Genomic DNA, 13,254 nt, shown 5'->3' on the forward strand with positions numbered 1-13,254 from the left:
CCCGCTACATGACCCTGGAAAGCATCGCCCCAACCGGCGATGATCCCCTCGTCGGCCTGCCCACACTGGCAGCCTGACCGATCCGGCCCTGGCCGGTGATCGTGGTGGCCCTCTGCAAGCTACACCACGCCAAGGGACACGACCCCCGGTGCCGATCAGCCGCGCTTCGAGCAGATCGAGCTTGGCCCGACCGTACATCTGTCGCTTCACGAGCTTGAGGCGGGTGATCTGCCCCTCGGTCTGGCCGTTCGACCACGGCTCGACCAGCGCCGCGGCTACTGCCGCCCTGTCTCTCGGCAGGCCGCCGGCGAAGGACGCGAGGAGGCCGCGGGCAGCCGTATCGATCCAAGTGTCGAGGTCCGGTGGTCTGCGCTCACGGATCATGGTCTGGAAGCCGGACAGGAGAGAACGAGCCTCGTCGAGCGCCGGGACCGCTGCCTCGATCGTTGCCACCGTCACGGCCTCGGCCTTGCTCAAGCCGTCCCGCCCGCTCGTCATCATCCGCGCGAGAAGGCGTGCAGAAGGCACCTTGCCTGATGCCCCATCGGGAGCCTGTTCATGGCGCCGACGGCGGGTCGCCCACTCTCCGACGACGCGGAGGCTGCCGGTAAACCCGTCGGCGCGCAGGCGTCGCCACAACTCGGCACCGTTGCGGCAGCCGGCCGTCCACTCGGCGTCGAGCCGAGGCAGAAGCCGAGATCCATCAACCCGCCTGCACCAAAAGTGAGTCAGAGCCTTTTTTCCACGCCGATTCTCACATCAGGCGCTTCCAGGCCCAAGTCGGGCGCATCGATCTTCCGCACCGATGTCACATCGCAAGAGACGCTGCTCGTCATGAGCACGACCGTCCTGATGGGACGGGAGTCGAGATGGAGCGTCACATGAAGATCGTCGTCATCGGCGGCACCGGGCTGATTGGCTCGCAGGTCGTCGCCAACTTGAGAGGCGCTGGCCACGAGGTGCTCGCGGCCTCGCCCAATACAGGGGTGAACGCTGTCACGGGCGAAGGGCTGGCAGATGCGTTGCAGGGTGCCGGCGTTGTCGTAGACGTCGCCAACTCGCCCTCTTTTGCCGACGACGCCGTGATGGATTTCTTCGTCCGCGCCGGACGGAACCTCGCAGAGGCCGAGAAGGCTGCGGGCGTCCCGCATCACGTGGCGCTGTCGGTGGTCGGAACCGAGCTCCTGCTCGACAGCGGCTACTTCCGCGCCAAGCTGGCCCAGGAGGAGTTGATCGCCTCTGCGGGCGTGCCCTGGACGGTGGTCCGCGCTACGCAATTCTTCGAGTTCGTTGGCACGATTGCGGGAGCGTCAATTATCGACGGCGTCGCGCGGGTGACCTCTGCGTCGATTCAGCCGATCGCATCGGCCGATGTGGCCGCAAAGGTCGCCGAGGCCGCGCTCGCACCACCCCGAAACGGCATGATCGAGATCGCCGGGCCCGAGCGGCTGCCGATGGTCGAATTGGTGAAGCGCCACTTCGATGGCATCGGCGAAACGCGTGAAGTCATCACGGACGACACCGCGCCATATTTCGGAGTGCTCCTCGAAAACCGCTGGCTGACACCCACCGGCGACGCGTGGCTGTCGCAGCGGCGCTACGGTGACTGGCTGGCGGCGCAGCCCAAGCGCGTGGCCTGAGGCACGCCTGCCGATGAATGCGGCCTACGTCTCGGCGCTTTCCGCGCTTGCAGGTTCCGCCATCGGCGCGATGGCCTCGTTCGCGACCACATGGCTGACGCTACGCAACCAGGAGCGCGCAACTCTGCTGGTGCAGGATCGCGCGCGACGGGAAGCGCTTTACGGCGAGTTCATTCGGGAGGCGTCGACCTTGTTCGGCGATGCCTTCCAGCATGCCCTCGACGACCCGGCCAAACTGGTGAACCTCTATGCCATCGTCAACAAGATCAGGCTTTTCGGAGAGCCGGAGACGCTTGAAGAGGCGGAGCGTGTCATGCAGCGCATCGGCGAGACCTACTTCGCTCCGAACAAGGATCTCTCCGCCTACGCGGACATCCACCACGCCGGCGACCTCGACCCGCTCTGCGCATTTTCGGCGGTCTGCCGCAAAGAACTCGCGATCGCCCGGCGTTGAGGCTCAGTGAGGCACCGGCGCTCCTGCGGCCCCTCCGAACAGCCTTGCCATGCGTTCGAGCTTGTCCGGGTTGCGGGTAAAGTAGATGCCGACGATCAGGCCGCCCTGGATATCGAGGGCGACAGTCTGGAATGTTCCGCCCGGCTCCAAGCTGAAGTAGCCCGGCAGGCCATCGATCCAGAGGTCTTGTAGCTTCTGGGCATGCTGGATCCACGACTTCCGCGCAGCACCCTCGAACATACGCATGACCTTGTCGATACCGACGATGGGTCGGGGGAACGCGTGGACCTTCCCGCCGCCATCGGAGTGAACGACGATGGCATCGGCGAGCATGCTGCGGAGCGCCGCGACGTCGCCTGTCGCTGAAGCCTCGAAAAAGGCTTTTGCAATGCGTGCCCCTTCTTCCTTCTCGACAGGGAAGCGCGGACGTGCCGACTGAACGTGTTTCCTGGCTCTCGCTGCGAGTTGACGGACAGCTGGCGGCTCACGCTGAAGTGTCGCTGAGATCTCCGCAAGAGGGATCGCGAAGACGTCGTGCAGGAGGAACGCCGCCCGCTCCAGGGGTGAGAGTCGCTCCAGGGCAAGCATTAGCGTGAGTGTCAGGTCATCCCCAGGAGCTTCGTCCGGGGCCATGGCAACGGGCTCGGGCAACCACGTCCCAAAGTATGTCTCCCGCCGCACTCGGGCGGACTTCATGACGTCAAGGCAGAGCCGAGTGACCGTGCGCGACAGGAAGGCACCGGCAGAAGCCACACCGGCATGGTCGACGTGCCGCCAACGGAGCCAGGCGTCCTGTACGACATCCTCGGCCTCGCCGAATGAACCGAGCATGCGGTAGGCGAGCCGGATGAGTCGCGCCCGCTCCTGTTCGAAGACGAGGGTGGGATCATCAACGGTCGGCATGGCGTAACGACCAGATGCTGAGGGCAACCGCAATAAGCGCAGGAAGTGTCACCGCGGGGAAGTCGCGGGGCAGAACCTCCGGCCCGCAAATTCCCACGGCAACCTCCCAGAAGTGGAACAACGCATGCCCGGAGAGCCAGATCGCACCCATGCTCCAAAGCAACACACGCGAGCCGGGTCTCACCGCACCGTATACAAATCCTGACCCGATCAGGACGAAGATCAGACCGATATCGCGCAGGAAGTGCTGATTGAATGGGCCCGTCGTGGTCACGCCCGGCACTGCGAAGTACCATGCCTCAGGTGAGGCAAGCATGAAGATGCCGTTGGCAGCTAGTCCCGCGCCAAAGAGGCCAGCCAGTATCGGAATAGCTCTGCTCATCGCACTCTCGCCAAGGGGTTGGTCCGCAAGGGTGACGATGCGCTTCGGCCGGATGTGACATCGATTGGATCTTATTTCTGCGCTGCGGTCGTCGGATGACGCAATCAGCCCTCCCCGGAGCGGACGTTCGAATGTGAGCAAGCTGCATTGGCCTTCTGTCGAAGGAAAATATCGCGTGGCATGTCACAATCTGGCCGGTCGGTTCGTCATGGCTTCAAACGTCGATCTCCGGCGTTTCGAGGCTAGAGAGTTGTTATGAGCGAGAACACACGGCTGGTCTGGAACGAGGTGGCGCCGCATGGGGCAAAAGCACTCTTCGGCATCCACCACTATATCACCACCGGCACCAACCTGTCCCACGAACTGATTCACCTCGTCTTCCTGCGCGTGTCTCAGATCAACGGCTGCGCGCATTGCATCGACAAACATACCCGCGACCTCCTCAAGACGATGCCGTTCGAGAAAGTCGCCCTGGTTCCGGTCTGGGCCGAGGTCCCCCATATGCTCTCTGACCAGTACCGCGCCGCGCTCGCGTGGGCGGAGGAAGTCACGCGTGTCAGCGAGACGCACGCGTCCGACGAAGCCTATGCGGCCGCAAGCGCGGCCTTCACGCCCAAGGATCTTGTGGACCTCACGATCACCATCGCTGCGATGAACGCGTTCAACCGGCTCGGAGCGCCTTTTCGGCTCCCGGTTGCGGCAAAGGCCTGAGCCACTTCCTCGCACCGCCTCTGCTCGGGCAACGGCAGCGTTCCGAGCTCCCGAACGATAGGGAGAGCGGAAGCTTTTCACCCCATCCGGACCTTCGGCGAGGGCGGGTCGAATGTCTGCAAGGGGTCAAGAGTTCGCATGCCGGTTGTTCGGCTCTGCGCCACCTGCGGACCTTCGGCCAATGCCGCTGGCATGTCCGGTTCTCTCCTGACAGCTCCCATCGGGACGGAAGGATAGGTCCGGCAGCACGACAGCTGAGCCGCTGGCCCGCGTCAGGCATCGTCATGTCGCTCCGGACCGACATGTGGCAAGGGTCCGCTGCACCGAGGCCGCCCTGCGACGTTCCTCTCGAAGCATCTCGATGGTCGTCCGCCACCAACCAAGCGCGATCTGGGCCGGATCCACTTTCTCACGCATTGGTCACGAGGGGATCGGTCACGAGGAGGTCGAACGGTTTTTGGCCATCGACCAGCCGCATGGCATCTTCGCCCGCTGCAGCCTCAATGACTGCATAGCTGAGCTCATGCAGCATGTCGGCCGTGCTGAACGGGGGGCAGTTCCTCCCGCGCTTCGACGACGACTTTGGTATGCAGGCAGGTCTTGCTCGACACGAGATCGCCCATCCCGGTGACCAACGCCTCCGCCTCCGAGGCGGCCGCCACCGGTTCAGCCGGCAATGCCGTCTCCACCCCTGACGCCCTGGGCGCCGCCCACCCCATGCCGGGCACCGCGTTGAACGCCACCGAAGTTCGCGCAGCGCGGTCTCCTCGTCCCGAACCTGATGCACCGGCAGCACATGCGTGAAACGACGGCATCGGCTGAACCCTTCAAGACGCCGGCCACGTTCACCATCACCTACCGGAGTTCCCGCATCGCGGAGAATGCCGGCCAGGTTCCAGACAGGGGGGATTCGCAGCTGTCGGCGTCCTGCGCTGGCTGGCCGATGCCCCGGCCACGGTCGAGGCCGATTCAGGCACCGTCAAGCTCGAAGCACTCTGAATACAGCTCCGATGCCGTTCCCGACGCGAACTGGATCAAGACCGTACAGCCGCACCGCATCGCGGATCGCGATCGAAAAGACCATCGCCGTCCATCAGGCTCGGTGAAGCGGCAGGCATACGGAAAACCGGGCACCCGTCGCGTCGATTCGACTGCTCGCTTTGATCGAGCCTCCGTGGGCCGCGACAATTGTGCGGCAGATCCCCAGGCCCAGGCCGAGGCCCTCGGCGCGTGTCGTGAAGAAGCTGTCGAACAGCCGGCCGACGCTGTCATCTGCGAGACCAGGTCCATTGTCGATGACGTGAACGGTGATGAAGTCGTCCTGGCTGAACGCCTCGACGGTGATCTCCGGCATGCGGGTCTGAGCCTGCCTGTGGATCTGGATGGCATTCATCAGCAGGTTCACAAAGACCTGCTGCAGTTGGATGCGGTCCGCCAAAACCGTGGTGAAATGGTCTCCGCACATGATGCTGAACTTGATGTTTGTGCGATTGAGGTCGTGCTGCACGAACTGCATGGACTCGTTCAGAACGTCCGCGATGGAGACCGGTGCCTGCTGGCCATCCCGCTTGGCGGCCATGCGCCGGGTGCGATCGATAATGTCTCCGGCGCGCGCTACCTGATCGACGATGCGCTGGCACTGCCGCCGGAGGAGGTCGCGGTTGAGCTCCTCACGGTCAAGGAGGCGCAGCATCGCTCCCGCGGTCATGCCGATGGAGGACAGGGGCTGTCCAATCTCGTGCGCGATGGAGGCCGAGAGTTCGCCGAGCGTCGAAACGCGGGAGACGTGGGCGAGTTCGTCGCGCAGGGTATTGAGCGCGGCCTGCCGCTGCACATGCTCGGTAATGTCCACGAAGGAAGCGAGCCACAGGCCGGAGGTGGCGCCGTCGGCGCGCGGGACGACGCAGAACAGCGTCTCGAAACGCGATCCGTCTAGCCGCACGCTGTGCGCCTGCTGTTGGAACGAGGTCGCGCCCGCCGCGAAGGCGCGGGCGGAATTGATCTGCGCGGTGCAGAGTGGATCGAAGAAGCGCTGCGTGCGCTGCCCGATCATGTCCGCGCGAGTGACGGCACCGAACATCCGCACCGCCGCCTCGTTGACGTCGAGGATGACCATGCCGTGCCGCAGCCGCGCTGCCATGACGGGATGGTCGTCGAGGTAGCCGGAGAGGTCGACGATCCCCGCGGCATGGAGTTCGTCGAGGGCGGCGACCCGCTCACGGGCATCGACGACGACGAAACCGATCGTCGAGACCTTCATGCACACGAGGTACCAGGCGTCGTTCCAGTCGGCCTCGGTGGCCACGACGATCGGATCGACCAACGGCTTGAAATCGGTGCTCACGCCTGCGAGTCCGCCGCGCGTCATGGCAAAACCTGCTCCGGGGATCCGGAGGGACAGAGACACAGCTTCTTCAGCCGCTCAAGGCCCTCAGCTCGCCCCGCACGATGCCCACCAGGGTCCGAAGCGCCAACGCGCCGATCAATCCCGTCGCGAAGGCGAGGAGCAGCAGGGCGAGCCCATCGGCGAGCCCGATCTGCGCATGGTCGGCGTAGCGCAGGGCGGCCACAGCGGCCGCGGCGGCGGGGAAGCTCACCGCCCACCACGACACCCGGAACGGGCAGCACCGCGGCAGATCCCTCAGCAGGCCGATCAGGATCACGAAGACGAACAGCCCGACGAGGAACAAGCCTTCCGCGAAGGCGTCGATCCGCCCCAAGGTCGAGGCGTAGCTCGAAAACCCGACCATGAAGGGGGCGACGAGGATCATCAGGGTCGGGCGCATGGCCGGCGCCAACGGCTCCTCGAAGAGGAGACGCGCGAAGATCAGGGTGAACAGCGGCACGGCGAAGAACAGGCCGACGCTCAAAGCGAACAGGGTCAGCGTCCCGGTATGCGGCAGGCCGAGCACCGGGGCCGCGAGGGGGATGTCGAGGAGGCCGACCACCGGAACGATCCAGGCCGGCGTCGCGTGGGCGACCTGTTGGCGGCTGCTCATCCAGCGGCTGACGATCACCACGGCGAACACCACCATCCCGGCCGATGCCAGGATCCAGATGCCCTGCGCCAGGAACGGGCTGATGCGCACGATCACCAGCGGCAGGAGCAGCAGGCTGATCAGCAACGTGCCGAACAGGTTGCCCGCGATGGGATGTCGGAACTCGGCCACCACGGTGGACCAAGCCGTCACCGCCTTGGTGCCGTAGGCCAGGGCCAGGGCGAGGAAGGCCGCCAGCGCGGCCCACCCGATGCCATCCGCGACGAGGCCCGGCAAGCCGAAGCGCCGGGCGGCGAGCTGCCATGCGACGCTGAGGCCCGTCAGCCCCATCACGGAGCCGAACAGGGCCACCGGGAGGTACTCGAACCGGGGTTCCTCGAAGAACCGCGCCCGGCGCGGCGTCTGTTCGGCCATCGTCGTCATTCCGAGCACTCCCGATCCCGTGGTCGTCTCACGCTCCTGACAGCCGCGCCTTCGCCAGCGGCAGGCTGCGCAGGCGCTGCCCGGTCAAGACTGCGACGGCGTTGACGACGGCCGGCGGCACCCCGGGCAGGCCCGGCTCGCCGATGCCTCCCATCGGCGCCCTGCTCTCGACGATGGTCACATGCACCTTCGGCATACGGTCTCGGTCGAGGATCGGATAGGCGTCGAAGTTGCGGGCCTGCCGCTTGCCTCCCTCGTAGACCACCTGCTCCAGCAGCGTGGAGGAGAGACCGAGCGCCGCAGCGCTCTCCACCTGCCGCTTCACGATGGCAGGATTGACCACGCTGCCGGGATCGATGGCGATCCAGAGATCGTGAACCCGCGCCTCGCCGTCCTTCAGCGATACCTCCGCGATGGTCGCGGTCTCGGAGCCGAAGGGCGAGGCCATCGAAACGCCCCGCGCCCGGCGCGTGCCGTCCTCGGCCTGGAAGGGCCCTTGCCGCCAGCCGCCGGCGAGGTCCGCCGCCGCCTGCAGGAGCGTGCGGTGCCGCGCGCTCTCCTTGAGGAGGGCCATGCGGAGGGCGAACGGGTCCTTGCCGCCGGCCTGAGCGATCTCGTCGAGGAAGGACTCGTAGAAATAGTCGTTCATCGAATGACCCACCGAGCGCCAGAAGGCGATGGTGACGGGGTGGAGCACCTTCACGTAGTCGAGCCGCCGGTTCGGGATGGCGTAGGGCTTCCTGTCGAGGCCCTCGACCACCGAGGAATCGACCGGAGACTTGAACAGCGCGCCGAACCAGCGCCCGATCGGTCCTTCGCCGACGGCCGTGGTCTGGAGCGCGACGGGCATGCCGTCATGCCCGAGCGCGGCCTTGAAGCGGGCGAAGCCGAGGGGGCGGACGGCATCCATGCCGAACTCTTCCTCCCGCGACCACAGCACACGCATGGGCTTGCCGGTGGCTTTGGCGAGCAGAATCGCCTGGGGGAACGGGTTGGCGGGACCGTAGTAGAAATGCCGTCCGAAGAAGCCACCAAGCATCGGCGAGTGGATACGGACCTTCTCCGGATCGAGTCCGGCCGTCTTAGCCGCGACCTGCTGGAACAGCTCCGGCATCTGGTTCGGCAGCCAGAGGTCGAGGCTGCCGTCCTCCGTGAAGCGGGCCACCGCCGAAGGCGGTTCCAGCTGGGCATGGGCGAGGTAGGGAGCGTCGTATTCGGCCTCCACGACCTGGGCGGCCCCCTTGAAGGCGCCGGTCGGGTCGCCCTCCGACTCGGCGGAAACGCCCGGCTCGTTCGTGCCCTTCAGGGCTGCCAGCATCGCCGCCGAGGAGAAGCTCTCCGAGACGGTGGCGATGCCCTCCGGCGCCGGCTTGGTCCAGGCGACCTGCAAGGCCTCCGCGCCCTTGCGCGCCCGCCACCATGTGTCCGCCACCACCGCGACCGCGCCGGGCAGGCGGTGAACGCCCTGCACGCCCGGCATATCCCGCACCTCGGCCTCGTTGGCGATGGTCTCAGGCTCGGTGCCGAGATGGGGCGCGTGCTGCACGGCGGCGTGCAGCATCCCGTCGAGGCGGATGTCGATGCTGTAGACCGCCCGGCCCGTGGACTTGTCGCGCATGTCGAGGCGGGCGACCGGCTTGCCAATCCAGCGAAAATCCCTCCGGTCCTTCAGGGCGATGTCGTCTCGCGGCTGCAGGGCGAGGGCAGCGCCCGCCAACGCGCCGTACTCGAGCGAGCGGCCGGAGGCGGCGTGGATCACCCGGCCGTCATCGGTCGTCAGGCTGTCCTGCGGAACGGCGAGATTCGCCGCGGCGGCGCGCATCAGCATCTCCCGGGCGGTGGCGCCCAGCCGCCGCATCGCCTCGAAGCTGGAGCGAGTGGAGAAGCTGCCGCCGGTCATGCGCAGTCCGTTGACCACCGCGTAGTCGGGCCCAGGCGGGGCGCATTCGACGGCGAAGCGGGCGGGATTCAGATCGAGTTCCTCGCCAATGGTCTGGGCGAGGCCCGTATTGATGCCCTGGCCGCCCTCGACGAAGGGGCTGAGAAGGCGGACCGAGCTGTCCGGTCGGATCTCCAGGAAGGCGGAGATGCGCGTGCCAGGTTTCGGGGCGATGGCGGCCGCTCCTTCCGCCCTAGCCTGCGCGGCGGCGGGCGAGAGCCGCATGCCGACGCCCAGAAGGAGCGCGCCGGAGGCCGCCCCGAGGAAGCCGCGGCGGGACAGGTTGCGGACCGGCTCGCGGACGATTGTGCGACGGAGGGGCGTGAGGTCGTTCATCGTGCCCTCCTTCAGGCCGCGGCCTGCCGCACGGCGGCGGCGATGGCGTTGTAGGTGCCGCAGCGGCAGAGGTTGGTCATCGCGCCCGCGATGTCATCCTCTGAAGGCTTGGGCGTCTGCTTGAGGAGGCTGGTTGCGGCCATCACTTGGCCCGACTGGCAGTAGCCGCATTGCGGGACCTCGATCCCGACCCAGGCCGTGACGACCCGGGCGCCGACCGGATCCTGCTCGATCGCCTCGATGGTCGTGACCGCCTGCGTGCCGACGCTCTCCAGCGGAATCTGGCAGGAGCGCGTGGCCTGACCGTCGAGGAGAACCGTGCAGGCGCCGCATTGGCCGATGCCGCAGCCGTACTTCGTGCCGTTTAGCCCCAGACTGTCACGCAGGACGAAGAGCAGCGGCGTGTCGGACTCGGCGTCCACGTCGTATTGGCGCCCGTTGATCGAGAGTTGGACCATTGCTCGACCTCTTCGTATGAGTGGTCATTGGTTCAGGCATCGTCATTCGCAGGCCTGGCCCCGATAAGGACCTTGGAATGCGCAACTGAATATTCGCGGCGTGCTCCTGTCCCGTTCCAACAGAGGTACAGGCGCATGTTGGCTGCCGAAATCATACGAAGGTTAGGGGTGCTCACCCGAAGCGGTGAGGGAACCGGGGCGCCTACGACCTTCGTATGAGCGCGCCCTCGGAAGGTGTGAGCGCGCTCACACCAGCCTGCAATATCGCAGCCGGCCATCGAGCCTCACTCTGTCCTGGCAGCCGGACGGGTCCCGGACCCCGGCCATCAATCCTGGTAGGGAGACTGACGATGCAAATGACCGGCAATACCATCCTCATCACCGGCGGCACCTCCGGCATCGGACGCGGCTTCGCGGAGGCCTTCCATAAGCTCGGGAATCACGTGATCGTCGCGGGCCGTCGTCGGGCGCTGCTGGACGAGGTCACCGCGGCCAATCCCGGCATGAGCTCCGTCGAACTCGACATCGGCGATGCCGGGGCGATCGGGGCCGTAGCGCGCGAGCTGATTCAGGAATTCCCGGCGTTGAACGTGCTGTTCAACAACGCCGGCATCATGCCCTTCGACGACGCCTCCGGGCCGATCGACGATGCCGTCGCGCAGGCGGTGCTCACCACGAACCTTCTCGGGCCGATCCGGATGACCTCGGCGCTGATCGAGCACCTGAAAGTTCAACCTCGGGCGACGATCATCAACAACACCTCTGTTCTAGCCTTCATGCCGCTGGCGACGACGGCGGTTTACTCGGCCAGCAAGGCGGCTCTGCACGCCTACACCCTCTCCCAGCGCTTCATGCTGCGGCACACCCGCGTCACCGTGCAGGAGGTCGCGCCGCCATGGGTCGACACGGACCTCATCAAGAAGAGCGGGGATCCGCGTGCCATGCCTCTCGACGCCTTCATCGCCGAGACCATGAAGGGGCTCGCGACCGAGGTCGAGGAAGTGGTGGTCGAGGCGGCGCGGCCTGTGCGTGCCAATCCCGGCCCGAACGAGCACGCGATGATCAACGCCTTCAACACCTCGCTGCTCGCCAACCCAATTCCCGTGTGAGGCGCTGACCGATCAGGCCCGTATCGATCTTGCCGTCAAGGCAAGCAGAGCAATCCGGGGAAGGGCGGCGTTCGGAGCGGTCCACATCCCCGGATTGCCCTGCAGACGCATTCGACGGCAGGACCGCGATCGAATTCGGCACACCCGCGGAAATGGACCAGGCGTGGTCTCATTCCTGCGGGTGTTTGCGCGTCATGGCCCAATCATGTCTTCCAGGCACCGGATGAGATCGTCCGCGGCCAGGGGCTTTCGCAGCAGACCCCTGGCGCCTCCGGCGAAGGCGCGACGGCGCACGGCGTCGTCCGTCAGCGCCGTCATCATGATGATGGGCAGGGCCGGCCGCGAGCGGCGAACGCGATCCTGAAGATCCAGGCCGGTGAGGCCCGGCATGTTGACGTCCGTGAGGAGGCAACAGACCTCGTCCTCGGCGCCGGAGGCCAGGAACGCTTCGCCCGAGCTGAACGCCCGCGCATCGTAGCCTAAAGCCTTGAGAAAGCAGGACGTCGCATCCAAAACGGCTTCGTCGTCATCGACCACGGCAATCATTTTTCTCTCAGCCGACACGAACAGCCCCTTCGTGGTCCCTCGCCGGCCGACGCTCTCCCTTCAATAAATCCGCAGCCTCGACCGCGATACCATACGTTCGTGTGGTGCTGCGGGCGCGTGTCTCTCCGGGGAGCCGTACCGGGCGGCACCGATCAGGACGTCCGAATGGCCAGGCCGTTCCGAACTGCCGGTGACCGGGGGCATTTCGAAGTCGCCTCGTCCCGACGGCAATGACCGCGAGCAACGCGTCGTCGGATGCATCGTTCCGTCGGCGACGGTGACGCCGCATCGCTCTCCCGCAGGTCAGCTCTCCACCGCCGCCTTCAACTGCTCGGTCTTCCTCACGAGATCCGCGACGGACCCGGCCGCCATTTTCCGCATGACGTTGCCGCGGTGGATCTTGACGGTGATCTCGCTGATCCCCATCGCGTGGGCGATCTGCTTGTTCAGCAGGCCTTTGACCACCTGCTGCATCACTTCGGCCTCCCGCGGCGTAAGGGTCGCGGCGAGAGCTTCAAGCTCGGCCAACCCGGCGCTCTCCGCGCGGCGCGCCTGGTCCCGCTCGATCGCGACGGTAATCGCGTCCAGCATGTCCTGATCTCGGAACGGCTTGGTCAGAAAGTCGAGAGCACCGGCCTTCATGGCCTGGACGCTCATCGGTATGTCGCCGTGGCCGGTCATGAAGACGATCGGCATGCGGTTGCCCATCGACACGAGCTTGGCCTGAAGGTCGAGTCCGCTGGACCCCGGCAGCCGGACATCTAGGACCATGCAACCGGGCCGGTCCGGAAGCGTCTCCGCGAGCAGGTCCCGCGTGGATCCGAACGCAAGTGTGTCGAGACCCACCGAGTGGAGCAAATCCTGCAGCCCCTCGCGGACACCTTCGTCATCCTCGACGATGACGACGAGCGCCGAAACGCTGACCTCGGCAGGCGGCCTGGAAAGGCCCCGTACGTTGCCCGGCACTGGCATCCATGAGACCCGACAATGCAGCCTTCACAGCCGAGGTTATCGGCCGTCTGTGCTGGTCGATCAAGGGCGTATGGGTCCGTAGGATCTTCTTGGGCCGGCCGGCCAATTGATGTCCGATGGGCTGTCGACCTCCAATCATTGCGTGGGCCAGAGCGAGAGCGGTGCCCGCTCATGTCGCGACGGCCAAGTCTGAAAGCACGTGCGGACGCCATCGCACGCTTGCCGCAGATCACCCTATAGCTCTGTGCATCATCTGAAGTTCGCAGTCTCTAGGTGTTTGATCCCGTGGTGTGGTGGTACGGTTGACCACCATGCTGCGAGGGATGCGCTATGGGCCAGGTTCTCCATGGAAGCGCCACCACGACGGAGGCAGTCCGTCGCG

At 66.0% G+C, this 13,254-nt stretch carries 14 protein-coding genes and 1 pseudogene; 4 read left to right on the forward strand and 11 right to left on the reverse strand.

Annotation, left to right across the window (positions count from 1 at the left end):
* Window positions 1-144 precede the first annotated feature (144 nt).
* Window positions 145-690, reverse strand: a pseudogene (locus BY998_RS23425) (transposase); the annotation flags it as partial.
* A gap of 191 nt (window positions 691-881) precedes the next feature.
* Here BY998_RS23425 and BY998_RS23430 point away from each other — a divergent pair.
* Window positions 882-1,640, forward strand: a complete 759-nt coding sequence (locus BY998_RS23430) for an SDR family oxidoreductase (protein WP_181425607.1) — start codon at window positions 882-884, stop codon at window positions 1,638-1,640.
* A gap of 13 nt (window positions 1,641-1,653) precedes the next feature.
* The gene (locus BY998_RS23435) at window positions 1,654-2,094 is read left to right on the forward strand and encodes a hypothetical protein (protein WP_110354095.1); all 441 of its coding nucleotides are present in this window, start codon (window positions 1,654-1,656) and stop codon (window positions 2,092-2,094) included.
* A gap of 3 nt (window positions 2,095-2,097) precedes the next feature.
* On the opposite strand, the gene BY998_RS23440 is transcribed toward BY998_RS23435, so the two are convergent.
* Complete coding sequence (locus tag BY998_RS23440; protein WP_110354096.1) at window positions 2,098-2,997, reverse strand: sigma-70 family RNA polymerase sigma factor; 900 nt, start codon at window positions 2,995-2,997, stop codon at window positions 2,098-2,100.
* Window positions 2,984-3,379, reverse strand: a complete 396-nt coding sequence (locus BY998_RS23445) for a hypothetical protein (protein WP_110354097.1) — start codon at window positions 3,377-3,379, stop codon at window positions 2,984-2,986. Before BY998_RS23445 ends, BY998_RS23440 begins: the two co-directional genes overlap by 14 nt.
* A 255-nt stretch (window positions 3,380-3,634) precedes the next feature.
* Between BY998_RS23445 and BY998_RS23450 the strand changes: the two genes are divergently transcribed.
* On the forward strand, window positions 3,635-4,090 hold the full coding sequence (locus BY998_RS23450; RefSeq protein WP_110354098.1) for a carboxymuconolactone decarboxylase family protein: 456 nt from the start codon (window positions 3,635-3,637) through the stop codon (window positions 4,088-4,090).
* 409 nt (window positions 4,091-4,499) lie between these two features.
* Here BY998_RS23450 and BY998_RS25130 read toward each other — a convergent pair whose 3' ends face one another.
* The 6 genes from BY998_RS25130 to BY998_RS23475 all read right to left on the reverse strand — a co-directional run bounded on the left by BY998_RS25130 (window position 4,500) and on the right by BY998_RS23475 (window position 10,245).
* A complete protein-coding gene (locus BY998_RS25130; RefSeq protein WP_280952930.1) occupies window positions 4,500-4,622 on the reverse strand; it encodes a hypothetical protein in 123 nt (40 codons plus the stop codon).
* Window positions 4,612-4,833, reverse strand: a complete 222-nt coding sequence (locus BY998_RS24575) for a hypothetical protein (RefSeq protein WP_181425608.1) — start codon at window positions 4,831-4,833, stop codon at window positions 4,612-4,614. The genes BY998_RS25130 and BY998_RS24575 overlap by 11 nt, the downstream gene beginning before the upstream one ends.
* A 350-nt stretch (window positions 4,834-5,183) precedes the next feature.
* On the reverse strand, window positions 5,184-6,434 hold the full coding sequence (locus BY998_RS23460) for an ATP-binding protein (protein ID WP_245421721.1): 1,251 nt from the start codon (window positions 6,432-6,434) through the stop codon (window positions 5,184-5,186).
* Between the two features lie 70 nt (window positions 6,435-6,504).
* Window positions 6,505-7,512, reverse strand: a complete 1,008-nt coding sequence (locus tag BY998_RS23465) for an SLAC1 anion channel family protein (RefSeq protein WP_110354100.1) — start codon at window positions 7,510-7,512, stop codon at window positions 6,505-6,507.
* Between the two features lie 28 nt (window positions 7,513-7,540).
* Complete coding sequence (locus BY998_RS23470; RefSeq protein ID WP_110354101.1) at window positions 7,541-9,787, reverse strand: molybdopterin cofactor-binding domain-containing protein; 2,247 nt, start codon at window positions 9,785-9,787, stop codon at window positions 7,541-7,543.
* 11 nt (window positions 9,788-9,798) lie between these two features.
* Window positions 9,799-10,245, reverse strand: coding sequence for a (2Fe-2S)-binding protein (locus BY998_RS23475; RefSeq protein ID WP_110354102.1), 447 nt, complete (start codon window positions 10,243-10,245; stop codon window positions 9,799-9,801).
* 350 nt (window positions 10,246-10,595) lie between these two features.
* On the opposite strand from BY998_RS23475, the gene BY998_RS23480 reads away from it, so the two are divergent.
* A complete protein-coding gene (locus tag BY998_RS23480; RefSeq protein WP_110354103.1) occupies window positions 10,596-11,354 on the forward strand; it encodes an SDR family NAD(P)-dependent oxidoreductase in 759 nt (252 codons plus the stop codon).
* A gap of 192 nt (window positions 11,355-11,546) precedes the next feature.
* Here the strand turns inward: BY998_RS23480 and BY998_RS23485 are convergent, their stop codons facing one another.
* The gene (locus BY998_RS23485) at window positions 11,547-11,900 is read right to left on the reverse strand and encodes a response regulator (RefSeq protein WP_245421722.1); all 354 of its coding nucleotides are present in this window, start codon (window positions 11,898-11,900) and stop codon (window positions 11,547-11,549) included.
* A gap of 303 nt (window positions 11,901-12,203) precedes the next feature.
* Window positions 12,204-12,866, reverse strand: coding sequence for a response regulator transcription factor (locus BY998_RS23490; protein ID WP_110354105.1), 663 nt, complete (start codon window positions 12,864-12,866; stop codon window positions 12,204-12,206).
* Window positions 12,867-13,254 lie beyond the last annotated feature (388 nt).

Origin of the sequence: Methylobacterium sp. B4 (assembly GCF_003201865.1) — a bacterium.
Lineage (GTDB): Bacteria > Pseudomonadota > Alphaproteobacteria > Rhizobiales > Beijerinckiaceae > Methylobacterium.

Excerpts from the sequence above, each read along its gene's own strand:
- BY998_RS23430 (WP_181425607.1), top strand. The coding sequence starts at position 882 with ATGAAGATCGTCGTCATCGGCGGCACCGGGCTGATTGGCTCGCAGGTC.
- BY998_RS23435 (WP_110354095.1), top strand. The coding sequence starts at position 1,654 with ATGAATGCGGCCTACGTCTCGGCGCTTTCCGCGCTTGCAGGTTCCGCC.
- BY998_RS23440 (WP_110354096.1), bottom strand. The coding sequence starts at position 2,997 with ATGCCGACCGTTGATGATCCCACCCTCGTCTTCGAACAGGAGCGGGCG.
- BY998_RS23445 (WP_110354097.1), bottom strand. The coding sequence starts at position 3,379 with ATGAGCAGAGCTATTCCGATACTGGCTGGCCTCTTTGGCGCGGGACTA.
- BY998_RS23450 (WP_110354098.1), top strand. The coding sequence starts at position 3,635 with ATGAGCGAGAACACACGGCTGGTCTGGAACGAGGTGGCGCCGCATGGG.
- BY998_RS25130 (WP_280952930.1), bottom strand. The coding sequence starts at position 4,622 with ATGCTGCATGAGCTCAGCTATGCAGTCATTGAGGCTGCAGCGGGCGAA.
- BY998_RS23465 (WP_110354100.1), bottom strand. The coding sequence starts at position 7,512 with ATGACGACGATGGCCGAACAGACGCCGCGCCGGGCGCGGTTCTTCGAG.
- BY998_RS23470 (WP_110354101.1), bottom strand. The coding sequence starts at position 9,787 with ATGAACGACCTCACGCCCCTCCGTCGCACAATCGTCCGCGAGCCGGTC.
- BY998_RS23475 (WP_110354102.1), bottom strand. The coding sequence starts at position 10,245 with ATGGTCCAACTCTCGATCAACGGGCGCCAATACGACGTGGACGCCGAG.
- BY998_RS23480 (WP_110354103.1), top strand. The coding sequence starts at position 10,596 with ATGCAAATGACCGGCAATACCATCCTCATCACCGGCGGCACCTCCGGC.
- BY998_RS23485 (WP_245421722.1), bottom strand. The coding sequence starts at position 11,900 with ATGATTGCCGTGGTCGATGACGACGAAGCCGTTTTGGATGCGACGTCC.